The organism is Streptomyces beihaiensis, assembly GCF_026274175.1.
Classification (GTDB): domain Bacteria; phylum Actinomycetota; class Actinomycetes; order Streptomycetales; family Streptomycetaceae; genus Streptomyces; species Streptomyces beihaiensis.
Genome location: NZ_JAPHNL010000321.1, coordinates 13,857 through 36,339, shown reverse-complemented (window position 1 = coordinate 36,339; position 22,483 = coordinate 13,857). Strand labels below are relative to the sequence as shown.

General features: G+C 68.8%; 19 protein-coding genes and 1 tRNA gene. 9 read left to right on the top strand and 11 right to left on the bottom strand.

What is annotated here, in order from left to right; translation table 11 throughout:
- Positions 1–110: 110 nt before the first annotated feature.
- The 9 genes from OFY01_RS29155 to dnaA all read right to left on the bottom strand — a co-directional run bounded on the left by OFY01_RS29155 (position 111) and on the right by dnaA (position 13,530).
- Positions 111–184: transfer RNA gene (locus tag OFY01_RS29155), tRNA-Ile, on the bottom strand.
- Between the two features lie 98 nt (positions 185–282).
- A complete protein-coding gene (locus tag OFY01_RS29150; RefSeq protein WP_266604956.1) occupies positions 283–1,017 on the bottom strand; it encodes a DUF3566 domain-containing protein in 735 nt (244 codons plus the stop codon).
- Between the two features lie 18 nt (positions 1,018–1,035).
- A complete protein-coding gene (gyrA, locus tag OFY01_RS29145; protein WP_266604955.1) occupies positions 1,036–3,672 on the bottom strand; it encodes a DNA gyrase subunit A in 2,637 nt (878 codons plus the stop codon).
- 42 nt (positions 3,673–3,714) lie between these two features.
- The gene (gyrB, locus tag OFY01_RS29140; protein ID WP_323135579.1) at positions 3,715–5,787 is read right to left on the bottom strand and encodes a DNA topoisomerase (ATP-hydrolyzing) subunit B; all 2,073 of its coding nucleotides are present in this window, start codon (positions 5,785–5,787) and stop codon (positions 3,715–3,717) included.
- Between the two features lie 275 nt (positions 5,788–6,062).
- Positions 6,063–6,638, bottom strand: coding sequence for a DUF721 domain-containing protein (locus OFY01_RS29135; protein ID WP_266604954.1), 576 nt, complete (start codon positions 6,636–6,638; stop codon positions 6,063–6,065).
- Positions 6,635–7,807 carry a DNA replication/repair protein RecF gene (recF, locus tag OFY01_RS29130; protein ID WP_266604952.1) on the bottom strand — a complete coding sequence of 391 codons (1,173 nt, stop codon included), beginning with the start codon at positions 7,805–7,807 and terminating at the stop codon, positions 6,635–6,637. The genes OFY01_RS29135 and recF overlap by 4 nt, the downstream gene beginning before the upstream one ends.
- Before the next feature lie 146 nt (positions 7,808–7,953).
- Entirely contained in the window at positions 7,954–8,829 is an 876-nt protein-coding gene (gene gnd, locus OFY01_RS29125) for a phosphogluconate dehydrogenase (NAD(+)-dependent, decarboxylating) (protein ID WP_266604951.1), read from the bottom strand.
- A 569-nt stretch (positions 8,830–9,398) separates the two neighbouring features.
- Complete coding sequence (gene dnaN, locus OFY01_RS29120) at positions 9,399–10,529, bottom strand: DNA polymerase III subunit beta (protein WP_266604949.1); 1,131 nt, start codon at positions 10,527–10,529, stop codon at positions 9,399–9,401.
- A 907-nt stretch (positions 10,530–11,436) separates the two neighbouring features.
- Positions 11,437–13,530 carry a chromosomal replication initiator protein DnaA gene (dnaA, locus tag OFY01_RS29115; protein ID WP_266604948.1) on the bottom strand — a complete coding sequence of 698 codons (2,094 nt, stop codon included), beginning with the start codon at positions 13,528–13,530 and terminating at the stop codon, positions 11,437–11,439.
- Positions 13,531–13,937: 407 nt separating this feature from the next.
- On the opposite strand from dnaA, the gene rpmH reads away from it, so the two are divergent.
- The 9 genes from rpmH (at position 13,938) to OFY01_RS29070 (ending at position 20,923) form a co-directional block, all read left to right on the top strand.
- Complete coding sequence (gene rpmH / locus OFY01_RS29110) at positions 13,938–14,075, top strand: 50S ribosomal protein L34 (RefSeq protein ID WP_003949374.1); 138 nt, start codon at positions 13,938–13,940, stop codon at positions 14,073–14,075.
- A gap of 19 nt (positions 14,076–14,094) precedes the next feature.
- Positions 14,095–14,466, top strand: a complete 372-nt coding sequence (gene rnpA / locus OFY01_RS29105; protein WP_266604947.1) for a ribonuclease P protein component — start codon at positions 14,095–14,097, stop codon at positions 14,464–14,466.
- Entirely contained in the window at positions 14,463–14,810 is a 348-nt protein-coding gene (gene yidD, locus OFY01_RS29100) for a membrane protein insertion efficiency factor YidD (RefSeq protein WP_266604931.1), read from the top strand. Before rnpA ends, yidD begins: the two co-directional genes overlap by 4 nt.
- A gap of 3 nt (positions 14,811–14,813) precedes the next feature.
- Positions 14,814–16,139, top strand: a complete 1,326-nt coding sequence (yidC, locus tag OFY01_RS29095; protein WP_266604930.1) for a membrane protein insertase YidC — start codon at positions 14,814–14,816, stop codon at positions 16,137–16,139.
- Between the two features lie 70 nt (positions 16,140–16,209).
- Entirely contained in the window at positions 16,210–16,722 is a 513-nt protein-coding gene (locus tag OFY01_RS29090; protein WP_266604929.1) for a Jag family protein, read from the top strand.
- Between the two features lie 105 nt (positions 16,723–16,827).
- Positions 16,828–17,544: a 16S rRNA (guanine(527)-N(7))-methyltransferase RsmG gene (gene rsmG, locus OFY01_RS29085; RefSeq protein WP_266604928.1), complete on the top strand. Its 717-nt coding sequence runs from the start codon at positions 16,828–16,830 to the stop codon at positions 17,542–17,544.
- Positions 17,545–17,822: 278 nt separating this feature from the next.
- Complete coding sequence (locus OFY01_RS29080) at positions 17,823–18,899, top strand: ParA family protein (protein ID WP_323135580.1); 1,077 nt, start codon at positions 17,823–17,825, stop codon at positions 18,897–18,899.
- Entirely contained in the window at positions 18,896–20,002 is a 1,107-nt protein-coding gene (locus tag OFY01_RS29075) for a ParB/RepB/Spo0J family partition protein (RefSeq protein ID WP_266604924.1), read from the top strand. Before OFY01_RS29080 ends, OFY01_RS29075 begins: the two co-directional genes overlap by 4 nt.
- A 303-nt stretch (positions 20,003–20,305) precedes the next feature.
- Positions 20,306–20,923, top strand: a complete 618-nt coding sequence (locus OFY01_RS29070) for a GNAT family N-acetyltransferase (RefSeq protein ID WP_266604922.1) — start codon at positions 20,306–20,308, stop codon at positions 20,921–20,923.
- 111 nt (positions 20,924–21,034) lie between these two features.
- Here the strand turns inward: OFY01_RS29070 and trxA are convergent, their stop codons facing one another.
- Together trxA and trxB are read right to left on the bottom strand one after the other, a co-directional pair.
- On the bottom strand, positions 21,035–21,367 hold the full coding sequence (trxA, locus tag OFY01_RS29065) for a thioredoxin (protein ID WP_266604920.1): 333 nt from the start codon (positions 21,365–21,367) through the stop codon (positions 21,035–21,037).
- 53 nt (positions 21,368–21,420) lie between these two features.
- The gene (trxB, locus tag OFY01_RS29060) at positions 21,421–22,392 is read right to left on the bottom strand and encodes a thioredoxin-disulfide reductase (RefSeq protein ID WP_266604918.1); all 972 of its coding nucleotides are present in this window, start codon (positions 22,390–22,392) and stop codon (positions 21,421–21,423) included.
- Positions 22,393–22,483 lie beyond the last annotated feature (91 nt).

The following is a 22,483-nucleotide window of genomic DNA, read 5'->3' as shown; positions in this document are numbered from 1 at the left end:
CAGGAACCCTCACGCCCGGAGAACCACAACGAACCGGACAGCCCCTCTTCCCCCCGGTGCTGAAACAGCGAGAAGGTGCTTCCACCATGGGAAGCACCTTCTCGCAACTGTGGGGCTAACAGGATTTGAACCTGTGGCCTCATCCTTATCAGGGATGCGCTCTAACCAACTGAGCTATAGCCCCGCCGCGCTCTGCGGGGTGTGTCCCGCGCGCTGACCTCTGAAGATTAGCGCACCAGGCGGCCAGTCCCAAAATCGATAGGGCCGACCCGCCCGGAACGGCTACTCGTCCTCGGCGAGCGTGAGCTCGACGCCGCCGACGAAGCCCGCGGAGAGGTTGTAGATGAACGCGCCGAGCGTGGCCAGGGCCGTCGCCAGGACGACGTCGATGACCGCGATGATCGTGGTGAACATCAGGACGTGCGGGAGCGAGAGGAAGGTCTGCAGGTCGAAGCCGTTGGACTCGTTGGACCCCGTCGCCTCGGAGATCGTGCCGCCGACCGTGGAGAAGACGCCCATCGCGTCCATGACCATCCACAGCACCGCCGCCGCGACGATCGTGCAGATGCCGAGCGCGATGGAGAGCAGGAAGCTGACCTTCATCACCGACCACGGGTCGGCCTTGGCCACACGCAGGCGCGCCTTGCGGGTGCGCGGGGTGGTGCGCGCCCCGGTGCGCGGCACGCGGACCGCGCCGCCCGGCGTCGGCGTCTGGGCGCCCTGCTGGTACGCCTGCGGCGGGTGGTACGGCTGGGCCTGTTGCGGCTGCGGTGCCTGCTGGCTCTCGCCGGGCAAGGCGCCGCCACCGGCCTCGTACTGCTGTGTCTGCGGACCTCGGGTGTCCGTCACTGTTCCCCCCTGGGGTCCTTGGGACTCGTGCGGGATCTTCGGGATCTTCGGGCCCGGCGCGTCCTGCGCGTCCGGGGAGTCCTGTGTGTCGTGGGCGGAGCCGCGGCCCCCGTCGGTCCTCGTACCGGTGGATGTCCCGGTAGAGCCTGCTCCCGTGGCTCTGCCCACGATGACACTCTCCTCGTGCTACTCGGCCGTGGGCTGCCCGCCCTCGACCGCTTCGGCTCCGGCGGCCCGCTCGCCCTCGGGGGCCGTCTCGGCGTCGCCGTCGACCTCCTCGGCCTCGCGGCCGGCCTCGGCGTTACGAGCGATGCCGACGACGGCATCGCGCTTGCCCAGGTTGATCAGTTGGACGCCCATGGTGTCACGGCCCGTCTCCCTGACCTCGTTGACTCGCGTACGAATCACACCACCGGACAGCGTGATGGCGAGGATCTCGTCGGTCTCCTCGACCACCAGGGCGCCGACCAGTTCACCGCGGTCCTCCACGATCTTGGCGGCCTTGATACCCAGGCCACCGCGGCCCTGGACGCGGTACTCGTCGACGGCGGTGCGCTTGGCGTACCCGCCGTCGGTGGCGGTGAAGACGAACGTACCGGCCCGGACGACATTCATCGAGAGCAGTTCGTCGCCCTCGCGGAAACTCATCCCCTTGACGCCGGACGTCGCGCGGCCCATCGGGCGCAGCGCCTCGTCCGTCGCCGTGAAGCGGATGGACTGCGCCTTCTTGCTGATCAGGAGCAGGTCGTCGTCCGGCGAGACCAGCTCCGCGCCGATCAGCTCGTCGTCCGCGCCCTCGGCCGTCTCACGCAGGTTGATGGCGATCACGCCACCCGAGCGCGGCGAGTCGTAGTCCTTGAGCGGGGTCTTCTTCACCAGGCCCGCCTTCGTGGCCAGGACCAGGTACGGCGCCGCCTCGTAGTCGCGGATCGCCAGGATCTCCGCGATCGACTCGTCCGGCTGGAAGGCCAGCAGGTTGGCGACGTGCTGGCCACGCGCGTCACGGCCGGCGTCCGGGAGCTCGTACGCCTTGGCGCGGTAGACGCGGCCCTTGTTGGTGAAGAACAGCAGCCAGTGGTGCGTCGTCGACACGAAGAAGTGGTCGACGATGTCGTCTTCCTTGAGCTTCGTGCCTCGTACGCCCTTGCCGCCGCGCTTCTGCGAGCGGTAGTCGTCCGTCTTGGTCCGCTTGACATAGCCGCCGCGCGTGATGGTGACGACGATGTCCTCCTCGGCGATCAGGTCCTCGATGGACATGTCGCCCTCGAAGGGCACCAGCTTGGAGCGGCGGTCGTCGCCGAACTTCTCGACGATCGCGGTCAGTTCCTCGCTGATGATGCCGCGCTGGCGGGTCGGCGAGGCCAGGATCGCGTTGTACTCGTTGATCTTCGCCTGGAGTTCGTCGTGCTCCTGGACGATCTTCTGACGCTCCAGGGCGGCCAGTCGGCGCAGCTGCATCTCGAGGATGGCGTTGGCCTGGATCTCGTCGATCTCCAGGAGGCCCATCAGGCCGCTGCGTGCCACGTCGACCGTCTCGCTGCGCCGGATCAGCGCGATGACCTCGTCGATCGCGTCGAGCGCCTTGAGCAGGCCGCGCAGGATGTGGGCCCGCTCCTCGGCCTTGCGCAGCCGGAACTTCGTCCGGCGGACGACGACCTCGATCTGGTGGGTCACCCACAGGCGGATGAACGCGTCCAGGGACAGCGTGCGCGGGACTCCGTCGACCAGCGCGAGCATGTTCGCGCCGAAGTTGGTCTGGAGGTCCGTGTGCTTGTAGAGGTTGTTGAGGACGACCTTCGCCACCGCGTCCCGCTTGAGGACGATGACCAGGCGCTGACCCGTACGGGAGCTGGTCTCGTCACGGACGTCGGCGATGCCGCCGATCTTGCCGTCCTTGACCAGGTCGGCGATCTTCTGGGCCAGGTTGTCCGGGTTGACCTGGAACGGCAGCTCCGTGACCACCAGGCACTGGCGGTTCTGGATCTCCTCGACCTCGACGACCGCGCGCATCGTGATGGAGCCACGCCCGGTGCGGTACGCCTCCTCGATGCCCTTGCGGCCCACGACCAGGGCGCCGGACGGGAAGTCGGGGCCCTTGATGCGCTCGATCAGCGCGTCGAGGAGTTCCTCGTGCGATGCCTCGGGGTTGTCCAGGTACCACTGGGCGCCCGCCGCGACCTCGCGCAGGTTGTGCGGCGGGATGTTGGTCGCCATGCCGACCGCGATGCCCGCCGAGCCGTTGGTCAGCAGGTTCGGGAAGCGGGCCGGCAGGACGGTCGGCTCCTGGGAGCGGCCGTCGTAGTTGTCCGTGAAGTCGACGGTCTCCTCGTCGATGTCGCGGACCATCTCCATCGCCAGCGGCGCCATCTTGCACTCGGTGTAGCGCATGGCGGCCGCCGGGTCGTTGCCCGGGGAGCCGAAGTTGCCGTTGGAGTCGACGAGCGGCATGCGCATCGACCAGGGCTGCGCGAGGCGGACCAGCGCGTCGTAGATCGAGACGTCGCCGTGCGGGTGGTAGTTGCCCATGACGTCGCCGACGACGCGGGCGCACTTGTAGAAGCCCTTCTCGGGCCGGTAGCCGCCGTCGTACATCGCGTACAGGACGCGGCGGTGGACGGGCTTGAGACCGTCGCGTACGTCGGGCAGCGCGCGGGACACGATGACGGACATCGCGTAGTCGAGGTAGGAGCGCTGCATCTCCGTCTCGAGCCCGACGGGCTCGACGCGCAGGGCGATGTCCGTCTGCGTCTCCTCGGCGCCGGGAGCGCTCGCGTCGGGCGTGCCGGGGTCGGGCGTGGAAGGCGTGGGGGTCTCGTCGGCCATTGCTGGTGAAGATCCTTTCTGCTGCGGTCAGCTGAGACCGACTCAGATGTCGAGGAAGCGGACGTCCTTGGCGTTGCGCTGGATGAACGAGCGGCGCGCCTCGACGTCCTCGCCCATCAGGACCGAGAACAGGTCGTCGGCCTGGGCCGCGTCGTCGAGCGTGACCTGGCCCAGGACGCGGTGCTCCTGGTCCATGGTGGTCACGCGCAGCTCCTCGGCGTTCATCTCGCCGAGACCCTTGAAGCGCTGCACCGAGTCCTCGCGGATGCGCTTGCCGTTCTGCTTGCCCAGCTCGATCAGGGCGTCGCGCTCGCGGTCCGAGTACGCGTACTCGAAGTCGTCACGGCCCCACTTGATCTTGTAGAGAGGGGGACGGGACAGGAAGACGTGCCCCGCCTCGACCAGCGGCCGCATGAAGCGGAACAGGAACGTCAGCAGCAGGGTGTTGATGTGCTGGCCGTCGACATCGGCGTCCGCCATCAGGATGATCTTGTGATAGCGGAGCTTCTCGATGTCGAAGTCCTCGTGGACTCCGGTGCCGAAGGCCGAGATCAGCGCCTGGATCTCCTGGTTCTGCAGGATCTTGTCGATCCGCGCCTTCTCGACGTTGAGGATCTTGCCCCGGATCGGGAGGATCGCCTGGTACTGCGGGTTGCGGCCGGACTTGGCCGAGCCGCCGGCGGAGTCACCCTCGACGATGAAGATCTCGCACTTGGTGGGGTCGTTCGACTGGCAGTCGCTCAGCTTGCCCGGCAGCGACGCCGACTCGAGCAGCCCCTTGCGGCGCGTCAGGTCGCGCGCCTTGCGCGCGGCCACGCGCGCGGTGGCGGCCTGAATGGCCTTGCGGATGATGTCCGTCGCCTCGTTCGGGTTCCGGTCCAGCCAGTCCGTCAGGTGCTCGTGGACGACCTTCTGCACGAAGGTCTTCGCCTCCGTGTTGCCCAGCTTGGTCTTCGTCTGCCCCTCGAACTGCGGCTCGCCCAGCTTGACCGAGATGATCGCGGTCAGACCCTCGCGGATGTCGTCACCCGTGAGGTTGTCGTCCTTCTCGCGCAGCAGCTTCTTGTCGCGCGCGTACCGGTTGATCAGACTGGTCAGGGCCGCGCGGAAGCCCTCCTCGTGGGTGCCGCCCTCGTGGGTGTGGATCGTGTTCGCGAACGAGTAGACACCCTCGCTGTAGCTGGTGTTCCACTGCATCGCGACCTCGACGGACAGCAGACGCTCCTTGTCCTCGGCCTCGATGTCGATCACGGAGGGGTGGACGACGTCGCCCTTGCGCGAGTTCAGGTACGTCACGAAGTCGACGATGCCGCCCTCGTAGTGGTACGTCACCGAGCGCGCCTCGGCGGGCGTCTCGTCGGACGGCTCGTCCGTGTCGGCGCTCGCCGTGACCTTGGCCGCCTCACGCTCGTCCGTGAGCTTGATCGTCAGGCCCTTGTTGAGGAACGCCATCTCCTGGAAGCGCCGCGACAGCGTCTCGAAGGAGTAGTCGGTCGTCTCGAAGATGTCGCCGTCGGCCCAGAACGTGACCGAGGTGCCGGTCTCGTCGATGGCCTCGTGCTGGGCGAGCGGCGCGGTCGGCACACCCGCCTTGTACTCCTGAGTCCACCGGTGGCCGTCCGTCTTGATCTCCACCGAGACCTTGGTGGACAGCGCGTTCACGACGGAGACACCCACGCCGTGCAGACCGCCGGAGACGGCGTACCCGCCGCCGCCGAACTTGCCGCCCGCGTGCAGCACCGTCAGCACGACCTCGACGGCCGGCTTCCCCTCGGAGGGGATGATGCCGACGGGGATGCCACGGCCGTTGTCGATGACGCGGACGCCGCCGTCGGGCAGGATCGTGACGTCGATGGTGTCGGCGTGGCCGGCCAGCGCCTCGTCGACGGAGTTGTCGACGACTTCCTGGACCATGTGGTGAAGACCACGCTCACCGGTCGAGCCGATGTACATGCCGGGTCGCTTGCGGACCGCGTCCAGCCCTTCGAGGACGGTGATCGCACTGGCGTCGTAAGACCCCTGCGCGGCGTCCGTCTGCGCCTCGGTGTCGGTGGACGGGATGTTCTCGTTGGGGTTGCCGGAATCGGCCACGAAGCGCCCTTTCTGGCACAGCACAAGCCAAGCTCCCGGTCGGTGGCCGGAGCGGCTGCGGCGTGTGTGTTCGGTAAGCCCTGTCAGCGTTGCTCGGTGCCGTCCCACAAGTGGGGCGGGATCGGCTTCCAGTCTACCGGTAGCGCCGACAGTGATGGGGGTTTGGCGGTACCTGAGTCCGCACGTGCCGCCCTGAACCGCACTCGGCCGACTCCCCATATACGGAACGGGGCTCCAAGAGGCTCACAGCGGCACTCAGCGCTTCGGACCGTCAACCAACAGCGACCATGGCCGCGGGCTCAGCCGTAGGGGCCGTCGTACCCGCCGTCGCGGCCCGTGCCGCCGGGGGCCCGCAGGGGGCCGTAGCGGCGCGGACCGCCCCCCGGATTGCGGATGTCGATACGGCGTACGGTGCCGTGGCCCAGGTCCTCGTTGAGCCGCCTGACCAGCGTCGGAGCGAGCATGCGCAGCTGCGTCGCCCACGCCGCCGAGTCGCACTGCACCACCAGGACGCGCTCGTCCTCGTCGTACCGCTGCGGCTCGCAGTGCCTGGCGAGGTCCTCGCCGACGATCTGCGGCCAGCGGCCCATGACACCGCCGACCGCCGCGGGCGCCTCCCAGCCGCGCTCCGTGATCAGCCGGTTGATCGCCGAGCCCAGGCCCATCGGGTCGCGGCCGTCGGCCCGCGCCCCCGACCGCAGGCCGCCACCGTGGCGCGCCTGCTTCCTCTGCTGCACCGCGGCACCCCGCGCGCGTGCCGCCTCCTTCGCCGCGCGCAGGGCGACCCGCGCCATGTCGACACCGGACGGCTCCGGAGCCGGGCCCTGCGGCCGCTCTCCGGGATTCGGGGCACCCGGGCCCGCGTCGGCGCTCACAGCCGCTCCACCGTCCCCTCCGAGACCGCGTACCTGGCGCCGGCCAGGACATCCGGCACATCGTCGTCCACGGCCGCCGTCACCAGGACCTGCTCGCCGGGCGCCACCAGCTCGGCCAGCCGCTCCCTGCGGCGCGCGTCCAGCTCGGCGAAGACGTCGTCGAGCACCAGGATCGGCTCGCCCGCCCGTCTCCCGCCACCGCCCTCGAACGAGGCTTCGCCACCCCCGTACGACTCGGCCCTGAGCAGGTCGTACGAGGCCAGGCGCAGCGCCAGCGCGTACGACCAGGACTCGCCGTGGCTCGCGTAGCCCTTGGCGGGCAGTCGGCCCAGCTTGAGGAGCAGGTCGTCGCGGTGCGGGCCGACCAGGGTGACGCCCCGCTCGATCTCCTGCTTGCGCGCACCCTCCATGGCGGCGAGCAGCTGCTCGTAGAGCTCCTCGCGCGCGCGCCCGACGATGTCCGGCGAGGACGGCTTGTACTCCAGGGCGACCGGTCCACCGCCGGGCGCCAGCTGCTCGTACGCCTTGTCGGCCAGCGGCTGCAGCGCGGCGATCAGGTCGAGCCGCTGGGCGAGCAGCTCCGCACCCGCGCGCGCGAGGTGCTGGTCCCACACGTCGAGCGTCGACAGGTCCATGGAGCGGCCGCCGTGGCGGCGGGCCAGGGCCGCCGACTTCAGCAGGGTGTTGCGCTGCTTGAGGACACGGTCGTAGTCGGAGCGGACCCCCGCCATGCGCGGAGCCCGCGCGGTGATCAGCTCGTCGAGGAAACGACGCCGCTCACCGGGGTCCCCCTTGACCAGGGCGAGATCCTCGGGGGCGAACAGGACGGTCCGTACGATGCCGAGCACATCACGCGGCTTGACCTGCGACGACCTGTTGATACGGGCGCGATTGGCCTTGCCTGGGTTGAGTTCGAGCTCGATCAGCTGCTGCCGCTCGCCCTGCCGGACCGCGGCCCGGATCACCGCCCGCTCGGCGCCCATGCGCACCAGGGGCGCATCCGTCGAGACCCGGTGGCTGCCCAGGTGGGCCAGGTAGCCGACGGCCTCGACGAGATTGGTCTTGCCCTGTCCGTTGGGGCCCACGAACGCGGTGACGCCCGGGTCGAGCGCGACCTCGGCCCGGGAGTACGAGCGGAAGTCGGCCAGCGACAGGTGGGTGATGTGCATGGTCGTGGGCCGACCTCCCCCGGAGCTCTCGAACTGTGTACAACGACTGCGGAAACGACTACGGAAACGACTGCGGAAACACCCGCCGACCAGGACTGTCCACAGCTGTGGACGACTCCCGGCCGCGGACTACTCCTGGTCGGGGATCACTTCTTCGCCACGGCGTGGCCGCCGAACTGGTTGCGCAGCGCCGCGACCATCTTCATCTGCGGCGAGTCCTCCTGTCGCGACGAGAAGCGCGCGAACAGGGACGCCGTGATGGCGGGCAGCGGCACGGCGTGGTCGATGGCGGCCTCCACCGTCCATCGTCCCTCGCCGGAGTCGGCCGCGTAGCCGCGCAGCTTGTCCAGGTGCTCGTCGTCGTCCAGGGCGTTGACGGCGAGGTCGAGCAGCCAGGAGCGGATGACGGTGCCCTCCTGCCAGGAGCGGAACACCTCGCGCACGTCGGTGACCGAGTCGGCGGCCTCAAGGAGCTCCCAGCCCTCGGCGTAGGCCTGCATCATCGCGTACTCGATGCCGTTGTGGACCATCTTCGCGAAGTGGCCCGCGCCCACCTTGCCCGCGTGCACGGCCCCGTACGCGCCCTTTGGCTTGAGGGCGTCGAAGACCGGCTGGACCTTCGCCACGTCCTCGGCGGAGCCGCCGTACATCAGCGCGTAGCCGTTCTCCAGGCCCCAGACGCCGCCGGAGACACCGCAGTCGACGAAACCGATGCCCTTGGCCGTCAGCTCCGCGGCGTGCTTCTCGTCGTCCGTCCAGCGCGAGTTCCCGCCGTCCACGACGACGTCGCCGGGTGCGAGGAGGTCGCCCAGCTCGTCGATGGTGGACTGGGTCGCGGCTCCGGCCGGCACCATCACCCACACCACGCGCGGGCCCTTGAGCCCGTCCACCAGCTCCTTGAGGCTGTGGACGTCCGCGAGGTCCGGGTTGCGGTCGTAGCCGATGACGGTGTGGCCTGCGCGGCGGATGCGCTCGCGCATGTTGCCGCCCATCTTGCCGAGGCCGACGAGACCGAGCTCCATCAGTGGTTCCTTACGTTGCGACGGGGCGTGCGGCAGGGCGAGCGCCCGTGCCTGCGCCGAGCCTAGGGCCTGTCCGGCGGATCGGGTCGGACTCGGTCGACCGTGCCGATCGGTGCTGCTGAGCGGGGTCCGGTGCGTGCGGCCGCAAGGCAGAGGAGGGCGGCGACGCGAAGGGGGTGCCTCCCGGCCGAGCCGGGCGAAGCTAGTGCTCCGGCAGGCAACGTTTGCCCGTCAAGGAGCGGCGTCCGGTGCGTGCTCTCGGCGTGCCGGCCGGAAGCCCTCGTACTGGACGTACTTGGGCTTTCGGCCGGTGCGGCGAGAGGGCGTGCCGGGCGTCGCGACGGGGCGAACGTTGCCTGTCGGGGCACTAGGTTCGGCCGGGGGAGTCGGCAACCGACGACAATGCCGCAGACGTGCGTGCCGGACCCCGCGGCCCCGGCGAGATCCGCCGGACAGGCCCTGAGTCCGGCCGTCCGCGCGCGCCTGTGGGCATGGCCGCTCACGCGAAAGCCCGAACGCCCGGCCCTGACGGGACCGCCTTTTGGCACCGCCCTCGGCTCACGGCGGCCTCAGCCCGACAGCCGCACCGGCATGATCAGGTACTTGTACGCCTCGTCCGCCTCCGCGTCGACCGCCGGCTTGCCGCTGAGCAGCGCGGGCTTGGTGGACGTCGTGAACGACAGCTGCGCCACCGGGGAGTCGATCGCGCTCAGGCCGTCGAGCAGGAAGGTCGGGTTGAAGGCGATCGAGATGTCGTCGCCCTCCAGCTGCGCGTCCACCCGCTCCACAGCCTGCGCGTCGTCGCTGGAACCGGCCTCCAGGATGAGCACACCCTGCTCGAAGCTCAGCCGCACCGGAGTGTTGCGCTCGGCGACCAGGGCCACACGCTTGACGGCCTCCACGAAGGGGGCGGTCTCGATGACGGCCACGGAGTTGAACTCCGTCGGGAACAGCGTGCGGTACTTCGGCAGGTCGCCTTCCAGGAGGCGGGTCGTGGTGCGGCGGCCCGCGCCCTCGAAGCCGATGAGGCCCTCGCCCGCTCCGGAGCCGGAGAGCGCGAGCGTGACCGTGTCGCCGCTCGTGAGCGCCTTGGCGGTGTCCAGGAGCGTCTTGGCGGGCACCAGGGCGACCGCGGACGCCTCCGGGTCCTCCGGCTTCCACAGGAACTCGCGGACCGCGAAGCGGTAGCGGTCGGTGGAGGCCAGCGTGACCGTGTCGCCCTCGATCTCGATGCGCACACCGGTCAGGACGGGCAGCGTGTCGTCGCGGCCCGCGGCGATGGCCACCTGGGAGGCGGCGGCGGCGAAGACCTCGCCCGGCACCGTGCCCGTGGCGGTCGGCATCTGCGGCAGCGCCGGGTACTCCTCCACAGGCAGCGTGTGGAGGGTGAACCGCGAGGAGCCGCAGACCACGGTCGCCCGTACACCGTCTGTGGAGATCTCCACCGGGCGGTTGGGCAGGGCGCGGCAGATGTCGGCGAGCAGGCGGCCGGAGACGAGGACCGTGCCCTCCTCGTCGACCTCCGCGTCCACCGAGACGCGCGCCGAGACCTCGTAGTCGAAGCTGGACAGGCTGAGCGCGCCTTCCTCGGCCTTCAGCAGAAGGCCCGCGAGGACGGGCGCGGGCGGTCGTGCCGGGAGGCTGCGCGCCGCCCAGGCCACTGCCTCCGCGAGTACGTCGCGTTCCACCCGGATCTTCACCGTAAGCCGCCTCCTGCTGTTGCTGGCTGCTCTCGCCCTGCGTTGGTCTTCGGTCTGCCGCGCGTCTGGTCCGCTCCGGCAGGTGTGGTGTCGCTGCGCCCACCGATGGGGAGAACACCGGGGACCAGTCTGACGCACGGCACTGACAGCTGGTGCCGGTCGGGGTCAAGTCGTGCCGAGCGGCAGTCGGACCGCCGGGAGCGAGTTGTGCACAGCCCCCGCTTCAAAACGATTTCCGGGCTCTCTCTAGTCGGGAGTAGTAGTAGGGCCTGTGGAAACCGTGGACAACTAAGTATCCGCAGGTCAGCAGCGGTTTTTTGTCCACCGGTCCTGTGGGCGGTGCCCGTGGACAACCGGCCCTCGCTGTGGACGGCGGAAAGTTCTGCACACCCGATGCACAGGCAGAGGCGACTTCTCCCCAGAGCCGTCCCCAGCTTTACCCAGGTTTCCCACAGCCCAACCCGGCACCCTGATGTGACGCCTTTCACTCATGGCGGTGACGACGCGCGTCGCGTTGCCGAACAGTGGACAGCGGTGTGGAGAAGCCGTCGATCGCTGTGCAGAACCGATCCGGTCCTGTGGGCAGGCGGTGGACAACGTCGTGCACACCCTGTGGACGAAAGATCCGTCCACAGGCTGTGGAGATCGGGTTTCCACCAATCCACAGGGCACTGACCTGGCCCGACGCCTTGCCACCCGGTCCTCCTGTGGATGCAGTATGGACAACTTCGCGGTCCCCAACCTGTGGATCGGAGAAACTTGCCGGATCTGTGGAGAACGGCCGTAACCCCCCTGGAAATCGAACACAGGACGGCGGGCGCCGCGTCCCGTACCCGAACGGCGAACGCACGAAGGGCGCTCCGGGAGTCCTCCCGAAGCGCCCTCAGGCGCGGCGCGGTGGCCGCTGTCAGCCGTTCTTGATGCGGTTGGTGAGCTCGGTGACCTGGTTGTAGATCGAGCGCCGCTCGGCCATCAGGGCCCGGATCTTGCGGTCCGCGTGCATGACCGTCGTGTGGTCGCGGCCGCCGAACTGGGCGCCGATCTTCGGCAGGGAGAGGTCCGTCAGCTCACGGCACAGGTACATCGCGATCTGCCGTGCCGTCACCAGGACGCGGCTGCGCGAGGAGCCGCACAGGTCCTCCACCGTCTGACCGAAGTAGTCCGCGGTGGCGGCCATGATCGCCGTCGCGGTGATCTCCGGCGCCGCGTCCTCGCCACCTGGGATGAGGTCCTTGAGGACGATCTCGGTGAGCCCCAGGTCGACCGGCTGCCGGTTCAGCGACGCGAACGCCGTGACCCGGATCAACGCCCCTTCCAGCTCACGGATGTTGCGCGAGATCCGCGAGGCGATGAACTCCAGCACCTCCGGTGGGGCGTTCAGCTGCTCCTGCACGGCCTTCTTGCGGAGGATGGCGATACGGGTCTCCAGCTCGGGCGGCTGGACGTCCGTGATCAGGCCCCACTCGAAACGATTGCGCAACCGGTCCTCCAGGGTCACCAGCTGCTTGGGCGGCCGGTCGCTGGAGAGCACGATCTGCTTGTTGGCGTTGTGGAGCGTGTTGAAGGTGTGGAAGAACTCCTCCTGCGTCGACTCCTTGTCCGCGAGGAACTGGATGTCGTCGACGAGCAGGATGTCCATCTCGCGGTAGCGCTTGCGGAAGCTGTCGCCCTTGCCGTCGCGGATGGAGTTGATGAACTCGTTGGTGAACTCCTCCGAGCTCACGTACCGCACGCGCGTGCCGGGGTAGAGGCTGCGCGCGTAGTGCCCGATGGCGTGCAGCAGGTGCGTCTTGCCGAGGCCCGACTCCCCGTAGATGAAGAGGGGGTTGTACGCCTTGGCGGGCGCTTCGGCGACGGCGACCGCGGCGGCGTGGGCGAAACGGTTCGACGCGCCGATGACGAAGGTGTCGAAGAGGTACTTGGGGTTGAGGCGTGCGGTCGGTTCGCCCGGTCCGGTCGCCGGCGCGGGCTGCGCGGCCAGCGGTCCGGGGGCGCCGCTGGGCACGCCCCGGCCGGGACCGGGACCGCTGTCCTGGCCGGGGCGGGCGCCGCCCATCGGGGGCTCGGCCGGATCGCGGCGCGGCGGGCGGTCGAGCTGGTGCTGCGAGGCCCCTGTGCGGTCGTCGTAGCCGCCTCGGTCCTCGCCGTAGGGGCGTTCTTCGCCGTAGGACGGGCGCTCGTCGTAGGCGGGCCGCTCGTCGTAGGCGGGGCGGCCCTCGTGGGGTGCGCGCTCCTCGTAGGGTCCGCGCTCGTCGTAGCGGCCGCGCTCGGGCTCGTAGCCCTGCTGGCGGTAGTCGTGCTGGGGCTGCTGCGGGGGTGTCGCGTACGGGTCCCGCTCCGGGAAGCCCAGCCGCGGCTGCTGCCAGCTGTACTCGTCCTGCTGCGGTCGCGGCCAGGCGCCGGGTTCGGGGCGCTGGTAGTCCGGGTAGGCGGGGCGCGCCGTGGGGAGCTGGTCGGCGGCGCGCTGACCCTGGCCGGAGCCGCGGTCCTGGCCGCGGTCCTGGCCACGGTCGCGGTCGCGGTCGTCCGGGCCACGGCGCTCGTAGCCGCCGTAGGTGTCGTAGCCGTCGGCCCGGTAGCCGTCGCCGTACCCCTCGTACGTGTCGTGTCCCTGCCCGCCGTGTGGAACCGGGAGCTCGGCGTCCTCGTAGCGCGCGGGCTGCGAGGAGGACGCTGCGGTGGTGGCGGTTGCGGAGGGCGCGGGGGCGGGGGCGGGCGGTTCGCCGACGGTGTCGTCGACCGTGATCGCGATGCGGATGGGGCGGCCGCACTCGCGGCTGAGCGTCTCGCTGACGACCGGGGCGAGGCGCCCTTCGAGCACGCCCTTGGCGAACTCGTTGGGCACGGCCAGCAGCGCGGTGTCGGCGACCAGGGCCAGCGGCTGGCAGCGGCGGATCCAGTGTTCGTCCTTCGTCTCCACACCCTGCCCGTGTCCCTCGCCGAGGAGCTGTTCCAGGACTCGTGGCCACACTGCGGCAAGATCGGCAGGTACGTCAGCCACAGGGCACGCTCTCTCGCTGGTCCCACGAACGTGTGATTCCGGGGACGGGTCGGGTGGAAGGGTCCGAGCCGGGTCGGACAAAAATCGGGTGGGGCGGTGAGAAGGGAACGAATCGGAGTTCAGCCACGGTAGTCAGCGCGACCGTCGCGGTTCAAGTTGTTGTCCCCAGCCTGTGGACAGTGTCTCCCGTGCGGCCCCGGTTTGACCGGATGGCGTAGCCCCGCGTACCGTGACCAGGTCGAGTTGTCGATGGCTGCTGCCGCCTGCCTCCGATGGGCAAGGTCACGGTCCCCGAATCTTCGCGGGCCGTCTAGCGGTGCACTCGGGCGTATTGCGAGCTACTCGTGGGCGCACGGTGACAGCCAGGCGATGTCCCGCCACCACACGATTTCTTCTGGAGCCCCCGAGTGAGCAAGCGCACCTTCCAGCCGAACAACCGTCGTCGCGCGAAGACCCACGGCTTCCGGCTGCGGATGCGCACCCGTGCCGGCCGCGCGATTCTCGCGTCCCGCCGTGGCAAGGGTCGCGCCCGCCTGTCCGCCTGATCGCACCACAGGTCATGACGTGCTGCCTACCGAGTATCGGCTGAGGCGGCGCGAGGACTTCGCGACCGCGGTACGCCGAGGACGCCGGGCCGGACGCCCGCTTCTCGTCGTCCATCTACGCAGCGGTTCACCGGACCCGCACGCGCTGGGGGAGAGCGTTCCCCCGCCGCGTGCGGGTTTCGTCGTGAGCAAGGCCGTGGGTGGAGCCGTCGTACGGAACGCGGTGAAGCGCAAGTTGCGCCACCTCATGCGTGACCGAGTGATCCTGCTGCCCCCAGGTAGCCTGGTAGTCGTACGCGCGTTGCCCGGCGCGGGTGACGCGACCCACGCACAGCTGGCCCGAGACCTGGATGCCGCGCTGCGGCGGCTCCTAGGAGGGGGCGTGCGATGAAGTACCCGCTTCTCGCCCTGATCAAGATCTACCAGTGGACCATCAGTCCGCTGCTGGGTCCGGTGTGCAAGTACTACCCGTCGTGCTCTCACTACGGCTTCACGGCCATCGACCGGCACGGTGCGATCAAGGGCACCGCCCTCACCGCGTGGCGCATCCTTCGGTGCAATCCGTGGTCACTCGGCGGTGTCGATCATGTTCCACCGCGTAAGCGTCCGCGGTGGCATGAAATGCTGCGCAACGCCTGGCGCGAACGCAAGGGCGGGCCATCCGCCGCCGGCGCGCCTTCTGAAGGCTCCCCCGTGAGCCCGGCCGCCGACCCGTCCCATGCTCAAGGAGCCTGATTAGTGAACACGATTGCCAGTCTGTTCAGCTTCGTCACGACACCGGTCTCGTGGGTCATCGTCCAGTTCCACGCGGTGTACGGGAAGATCTTCGGTCCCGACACGGGCTGGGCCTGGGGTCTGTCGATCGTGTCCCTTGTGATCCTCATCCGGATCTGCCTGGTCCCGCTCTTCGTGAAGCAGATCAAGGCGACTCGGGCGATGCAGACGCTGCAGCCCGAGATGAAGAAGATCCAGGAGCGCTACAAGAACGACAAGCAGCGCCAGTCCGAAGAGATGATGAAGCTGTACAAGGAGTCGGGTACCAACCCGCTCTCCTCGTGCCTTCCCATCCTGGCGCAGTCCCCGTTCTTCTTCGCCCTGTACCACGTGCTCAACGGCATCGCGACGGGCTCGACGATCGGTGTCATCGACGACAACCTGCTGGCGAGTGCCCGTAAGGCGCACATCTTCGGCGCCCCGCTGGCCGCGAAGTTCACGGACAGCGCGGACAAGGTCGCTTCGCTCGGTGCCACGCTCACCGACGTCCGTGTCGTCACCGCGATCATGATCGTGATGATGTCGGCGTCGCAGTTCTACACGCAGCGCCAGCTGATGACGAAGAACGTCGACACCACGGTGAAGACGCCGTTCATGCAGCAGCAGAAGATGCTGATGTACGTCTTCCCTGTCATGTTCGCCGTCTTCGGCATCAACTTCCCGGTCGGTGTTCTCGTCTACTGGCTGACCACCAACGTGTGGACCATGGGCCAGCAGATGTACGTGATCCACAACAACCCGACGCCCGGCTCCAAGGCCCAGTCGGCCTACCTGGACCGTCTGCTCAAGCACGTCACGCACGCAGAGAAGGCCCGCAACCGCCGCGACCGCAACATGATCAAGGGCATCGTCGCGAAGGGCCGCGACCGCAACGAGTTCGAGCGCAAGTTCGTCAACGGTCTGACCAAGGCCGGGCTCGCCGCGCAGGCCGACGGCACCGTGGTGAAGAGCTCGGCGGCGACCGCGGTCCTGGACGAAGAGGGCACGCCCACCACGGCGGCCGGCACCCCCAAGCGCCAGCAGCCCAAGCGCCAGTCCAAGGCGCAGCGCCAGTCCGGCGGCTCGGCCACGCAGCATTCGAGTTCGTCGTCCTCGTCCTCGTCGTCGCCGTCGTCCTCGTCGTCCTCTTCGTCAAAGGGGGCGTCCGGCGACAAGAAGCCGTCGCTGGAGAAGAAGGACGGCGCGCAGGGCGGCGGCACCAAGCCCTCGGGTTCCTCGCAGGGGCGCAGCAGGGCCAAGTCGGGACAGGGCAAGGGCCCGCAGCGGCCCAAGTCCTCGTCCAAGAAGTAAGACCTCGACCTCGAAGACCTCGTCGTAAGACAGCGACAGATCGCGACCGACGTAAGAAGGAGTCCATCCCGTGACGGAAGGCACCACCTCCGCCGCTCCTGAGGGTGGCGACACCCTGACCCGCCTTGAGCAGGAGGGCGAGATCGCGGCGGACTACCTCGAGGGTCTGCTGGACATCGCCGACCTCGACGGTGACATCGACATGGATGTCGAGGCCGACCGGGCCGCCGTCTCCATCGTCGGTGACACCGGCAGCCGTGATCTGCAGAAGCTGGTCGGCCGTGACGGTGAGGTTCTCGAGGCGCTCCAGGAGCTGACGCGGCTCGCGGTGCACCGGGAGACCGGGGACCGCAGCCGCCTGATGCTGGACATCGCCGGATACCGCGCCAAGAAGCGCGCCGACCTCACCGAGCAGGGCGCCAAGGCCGCGGCCGAGGTGAAGAGCACCGGTGAGCCGGTCAAGATGAAGCCGATGACGCCCTTCGAGCGCAAGGTCGTGCACGACGCGGTCAAGGCCGCGGGTCTGCGCAGCGAGTCCGAGGGCGAGGAGCCGCAGCGTTTCGTCGTCGTGCTCCCCGCCTGAGCGGCACTCCGCTCTCCGGCCCCGTCTGTTCGCAGGCGGGGCCGATCTTTGTCAGCCCCTGAGAACACCCACCCAGTGCGGTAGCGGTACGGAAGGACGGTTCCCGTGTCGGAGTCAGTAGAACTCCCCCCGGCTCCGGAGCAGGCCAGGGCGGTATTCGGCGAGCGCTTCCCGGACGCGGTCCGGTATGCGGAGCTTCTCGCTGACGCGGGAGTGCAGCGTGGCCTCATCGGTCCGCGTGAGGTGCCGCGCCTGTGGGAGCGCCATCTTCTGAACTGCGCCGTACTCTCCGAGGTCGTGCCCGAGGGCGTCACGGTGTGCGACGTCGGTTCGGGCGCCGGGCTTCCGGGTATTCCCCTGGCTCTGGTCCGTCCGGACCTCAAGATCACGCTCCTTGAGCCACTGCTGCGCCGTACGACGTTCCTCACCGAGGTCGTCGAGCTGCTCGGGCTCGACCATGTGACCGTCGTGCGAGGCCGCGCCGAGGAGATGCTCGGCAAGCTGCCTCCCGTCCATGTGGTCACGGCGCGTGCCGTCGCGCCGTTGGACCGGCTGGCCGCGTGGGGCGTCCCGCTGCTGCGGCCGTACGGGGAGATGCTGGCGCTCAAGGGCGACACGGCGGAGGAAGAGGTCAAGAGCGCCGGTGCAGCGCTGGGCAAGCTCGGTGCCGTGGAGACCTCGGTGCTGCATGTCGGTGAGGGTGTGGTCTCGCCTCTGTCCACGGTGGTGCGAGTAGAGGTCGGTGAGAGCCCGGGCGGTGTGCGCTTCGCGGCCAAGCGGGCCAAGGCGGCCCGTACGGGGCGGGCGCGCCGTCGACGTTGACGGGTGTCGCTGATCCGTCCTGACGACCAGCGGTACTCCACAAAAGCTGTCAAACGTACGCATCTCGGGGTGTCGTACGGGCGCTCACCGTGCCGCCGTGCATCGTGTTTCACGTGAAACGTCGCTCACTGCTGCATGGCATCATCAGTCGCGGCCGCGCGGCGGCTGCTCCCCGCGACCGTAGACCCCTCGGATCCCTCGATCGGGACACAAAGTTGTCCACAGAAGGGGATTCATCCACAGAAGACCGGGCCTCGCTGGTTCTCGACCCCGAAGGCATGGGAGGCTCTGTTCATTGCGAGCCTGAAGTCGAGGAGAGTGAATCCTTGCGGTCCGACGCCAACATCGCGGGACCGATGACCGATCCGGTCCCCGGTCCCCGTACCGAGTCGGCGGGGGAGGATGTTTCACGTGAAACACCGCCCCCGATGGACGACACACCCATCGGTCGCGCTGCCCAGCTGGCAGTGGAGGCTCTCGGCCGCGCGGGCGAGGGTCTGCCCCGACCTGAGCAGACCCGCGTCATGGTGGTGGCCAACCAGAAGGGCGGGGTCGGCAAGACCACGACGACGGTCAACCTCGCTGCTTCGCTCGCGCTGCACGGCGCTCGCGTTCTGGTGATCGACCTGGACCCCCAGGGGAATGCCTCCACGGCTCTGGGTATCGACCATCACGCCGAAGTTCCCTCCATCTATGACGTGTTGGTCGAGAGCAAGCCGCTCTCCGATGTGGTCCAGCCCGTCCCTGACGTCGAAGGACTCTTCTGCGCCCCGGCCACCATCGATCTCGCCGGTGCGGAGATCGAACTGGTCTCGCTCGTGGCACGGGAGAGCCGGCTGCAGCGCGCCATCCAGGCGTACGAGCAGCCGTTGGACTACATCCTCATCGACTGCCCGCCGTCTCTCGGCCTGCTGACGGTCAACGCACTGGTCGCCGGTGCCGAGGTGCTCATTCCGATCCAGTGTGAGTACTACGCGCTGGAGGGCCTGGGCCAACTTCTGCGGAACGTGGATCTGGTGCGCGGCCACCTCAACCCCGCGCTCCACGTCTCCACGATCCTTCTCACCATGTACGACGGTCGAACTCGGCTGGCTTCCCAGGTCGCCGACGAGGTCCGTAATCACTTCGGTGAAGAGGTCCTGCGGACGAGCATTCCCCGCTCGGTGCGTATCTCGGAAGCTCCGAGCTACGGGCAGACGGTACTGACTTACGATCCTGGGTCGAGTGGTGCGCTCTCGTACCTCGAAGCGGCGCGCGAGATGGCGCTGCGCGGGGTCGGGATCCACTACGACGCCCAGCAGGCCCACGCGGGCGCCCCACTTGATCAGCAGAGTACGCCGGAGGGAATTCAGTGAGTGAGCGACGGAGGGGGCTGGGCCGCGGCCTCGGAGCGCTGATTCCTGCGGCTCCCACCCCCGAGAAGACATCGTCGGCCGCCCCCACGGGCGGTGCGGCCTCCACGTCCCCCGCGGATGTGCCGGTTCTGACGGCCGAGCGGGGAGTGCCCGCGGCGAAGGTCGCGGCCCTGGCGCAGACGCCGGTTCCACGTGAAACCACGGACCGGCCCGTCGACCCCATGGACGGCCTGGAGCGCCCGGCGAGCGCGCACTTCGCCGAGGTGCCGCTCGACTCGATCACACCGAACCCGCGGCAGCCGCGCGAGGTGTTCGACGACGACGCCTTGGCCGAACTCGTCACCTCCATCAAGGAAGTCGGTCTGCTGCAGCCCGTCGTCGTACGGCAGGTGGGACCGGCACGCTACGAGCTCATCATGGGTGAGCGGCGCTGGCGGGCGTGCCGTGAGGCGGGGCTCGAGCGCATTCCTGCCATCGTCCGGGCCACGGACGACGAGAAGCTTCTCCTGGACGCGCTCTTGGAGAACCTGCACCGTGCTCAGCTGAATCCCCTGGAAGAGGCGGCCGCCTACGACCAGTTGCTCAAGGACTTCAACTGCACGCACGATCAGCTGGCCGACCGCATCGGACGGTCCCGCCCGCAGGTCTCCAACACACTGCGTCTGCTGAAGCTCTCTCCGCCGGTGCAGAAGCGCGTCGCGGCCGGAGTGCTCTCCGCCGGCCACGCCCGGGCCCTGCTGTCTGTGGAGGACTCGGAGGAGCAGGAGCGCTTGGCCCACCGCATCGTGGCCGAGGGGCTGTCGGTGCGTGCGGTCGAGGAGATCGTGACCCTCATGGGTTCGCGCCCCACCAGCACCACGCGGTCGAAGGGGCCGAGGGCCGGTGCGCGCGTGTCTCCTGCCCTGAGCGAACTCGCCACGCGGCTCTCGGACCGGTTCGAGACGCGTGTGAAGGTCGACCTGGGGCAGAAGAAAGGCAAGATCGTCGTGGAGTTCGCTTCCATGGACGACCTCGGCCGCATCCTTGGCACGCTTGCCCCGGGCGAGGGGCCCGTCCTTCAGGGCGGTCTCGCTGAGGAAGCAGGCGACGAAGAGCAGGACTGATCCCCGCGCTCAAGGGCCCGAGCGGGCCGTGTCCGGTCTGTACCGGAACACGGCCCGCTCTTTGCTTTCTTACGGTATCGAGTGAATCGCTTCATAGCTACGATGCGATCGGGAGAGCGCATTCACCCGGCGGCACCTCAGCGGGGAGGCGGGCGTCATGCGATCGGTGAGTCGCACCGGACTGATGACCGCAGGTCTCGGACTGGGCGCGGTCGGCGGATTCGTCGGCGGTCTGCTCAGGGAACGGAGCACTCTGGCGGCCGCCCGTGCCGCGGCGGGCGAAGGAAGTGAGGAACTGCCTTCATGGGGCGTCGGCTTGTACCGCTCACGCTGGACAACCTTCCGGACCTTCCCAAGCGCTGTCGGGCGTGTGTCTTCTGGGAGCTGGACCCCGTCAGCGGCGAAGCAGCGGTGAAGGCCGGTAGACCCGAGCTGGAGAAGGAAGCCTGGATCTCGGCCGTCCTGCTGGAATGGGGATCCTGCGGGCGCGTCGTCTACGTCGATGACGTGCCGGTCGGCTTCGTGCTCTACGCTCCGCCCGCCTACGTTCCCCGGTCGACCGCATTTCCCACGAGCCCCGTCTCCCCCGACGCCGTACAGCTGATGACCGCCTGGATCATGCCGGGGTATCAGGGCCAGGGGCTGGGCCGCGTCATCGTGCAGACCGTCGCCAAGGATCTGCTGCGCCGGGGATTCAAGGCGATCGAGGCGTTCGGGAACGCCAAGTGGACCGAGCCCGCCTGTCTGCTGCCTGCCGACCATCTGCTTGCGGTGGGGTTCAAGACGGTCCGGCCGCATCACGCGTATCCGCGGCTGCGCCTGGAGCTGCGCTCCACCCTGTCCTGGAAGGAAGACGTGGAACTGGCGCTGGACCGGCTGCTGGGCGCGGTACAGAAGGAGCCCGCGCTGCGTCCGCTGTGAGAGAGCCGCGCTGAGTGTGAGAGGCCGCGCTGTGAGCGAGGCGCGGAAACGCCGCACGGGCCGACCCTGCCAGGGTCGGCCCGTGCATGTTTCACGTGAAACAGAGTGTGGTCACTCGGCGATGAAGTCCTCGAGGTCACGCACGATGGCGGCCTTCGGCTTCGCACCGACGATCGTCTTGGCGACCTCGCCGCCCTGGTAGACGTTGAGGGTCGGGATCGACATGACGCCGTACTTGGCGGCGACGGCCGGGTTCTCGTCGATGTTGAGCTTGACGACCTCGATCTTGTCGCCGTGCTCGGCCGCGATGGCCTCGAGCGACGGGGCGATCTGGCGGCACGGACCGCACCAGGCGGCCCAGAAGTCGACCAGGACGGGCTTGTCGCTCTTGAGGACGTCCTCTTCGAAGGAGTCGTCCGTCACGTTCTTCAGGTTGCCGGCCACAGCGGGCTCCTTATTTCTTCGGGGTGATGCGGGAGGGGAAGTTCTGGGCGGGCTCAGACAGCCGGGGTCTTCTCGGGCTCGGCCGCCTCGGCGTCCGTGAGAGCGGCCAGGAAACGCTCGGCGTCGAGCGCGGCCGAGCAGCCGGTCCCGGCCGCGGTGATCGCCTGGCGGTAGGTGTGGTCGACGACGTCACCGGCGCCGAAGACACCGGTCAGGTTGGTGCGCGTCGACGGGGCATCGACCTTCAGGTAGCCCTCGTCGTCCAGGTCGAGCTGACCCTTGAAGAGCTCCGTGCGCGGGTCGTGGCCGATCGCGATGAACAGGCCCGTCACCGGCAGCTCGGACGTCTCGCCCGTCTTGAGGTTGCGCAGCGTCAGCCCCTCAAGCTTCGGGTCCCCCTTGATCTCCGCGACCTCGCTGTCCCAGATGAACTTGATCTTCGGGTCGGCGAAGGCGCGGTCCTGCATCGCCTTGGAGGCGCGCAGGGTGTCGCGACGGTGCACGATCGTCACGGTCTTGGCGAAGCGCGACAGGAAGGTGGCCTCCTCCATCGCGGTGTCGCCGCCGCCGATCACAGCGATGTCCTGGTCCTTGAAGAAGAAGCCGTCACAGGTCGCGCACCAGGAGACACCGCGGCCGGAGAGCGCGTCCTCGTTCGGCAGCCCGAGCTTGCGGTGCTGGGAGCCGGTGGAGACGATGACGGCCTTCGCACGGTGCACGGTGCCCGCGGTGTCCGTCACGGTCTTGATCTCACCGCTCAGGTCGACGGACACGACGTCGTCGGGGACCAGCTCGGCACCGAAGCGCTCGGCCTGAGCGCGCATGTTGTCCATGAGCTCGGGGCCCATGATGCCGTCCTGGAAGCCGGGGAAGTTCTCCACCTCGGTCGTGTTCATCAGCGCACCGCCTGCGGTGACGGCTCCTTCGAACACGAGCGGCTTCAGCGATGCGCGCGCCGTGTAGAGCGCCGCCGTGTAGCCGGCCGGCCCGGAGCCGATGATGATCACGTTACGGACGTCGCTCACGGCTTGATTCCTCGTCTCTGCGGGACTGCTGCGTACTACCGGGATGAGCCTCTCGGTGGACTCTCACCCCACCCAACGGATCCTACGGGTC